Genomic DNA, 870 nt, shown 5'->3' on the forward strand with positions numbered 1-870 from the left:
GGATCGAACTGCGCCCCCGCACACCGCTCCAGCTCCGCCAGGGCGGCCGGCACCGGCCGGGCCCGCCGGTAGGACCGGGTCGACGTCATCGCGTCGAACGCGTCGGCCACGGCGACCACCCGTGCGGACTCCGGGATCTGACCGCCCAACAGCCCGTACGGATACCCGCTGCCGTCCAGCCGTTCGTGGTGGTGCAGGACCGCCGCCCTGGCCTCCCCCAGGAAACCGATCCCGCGCACGATCTCGTGCCCGTACTCGGGATGCAGTTCGATCACCCGCCGCTCCTCGGGGGTGAGCGGCCCGTCCTTGCGCAGCAGCCGCGTGGGCACGCCCAGCTTCCCGACGTCGTGCAGGATCCCGGCGAAGCGGAGCACTTCCACCCGTGAGTCGTCCATGCCCAGTTCCCGCGCGATCATCATCGACGCCTGTCCGACCCGCTCACTGTGCCCGCGGGTGTACCCGTCCTTGATGTCGACGGCCTGGACGAGGGCGCGGATGGTGGCCTGGTGGGCGGCGTGTTCCCGGTGGTACTGGGCGAACACCCACCAGGACACGCCCATCGGCAACAGCACGAGCAGCGCGGCGACCGGACCGTAGGGGCTGCGCCACAGCACGGCCATCATCAGCCCGGCGAGCCCGTGCACGCCGATCGGCGCCAGGGACCGTAGGAACAGCCCTCGCCAGGCCCGTCGCAGGGGCATCCGTTCGGCGAGCGCGAGGATCCCGCCGTCGAGGACGGTCAGGACCAGGCAGAAGGCGAGGACGGCGGCCAGGGCGGGCAGCAGCGCGTACGGGAAGTCGGAGGCGACGACGGCGTTCCGGCCGCCCAGCGCCCAGTGCACGCGTCCCGCCGCCCACACGGCGAGCGCG

At 72.9% G+C, this 870-nt stretch carries 1 protein-coding gene; it reads right to left on the minus strand.

Features of this window, described 5'->3' with window-relative positions; genetic code table 11:
- The coding region (locus R6V09_RS54075) for an HD-GYP domain-containing protein (RefSeq protein ID WP_317888681.1) at window positions 1-870 on the minus strand (870 nt) is incomplete at both ends.

The organism is Streptomyces sp. W16 (assembly GCF_033194735.1).
Classification (GTDB): domain Bacteria; phylum Actinomycetota; class Actinomycetes; order Streptomycetales; family Streptomycetaceae; genus Streptomyces.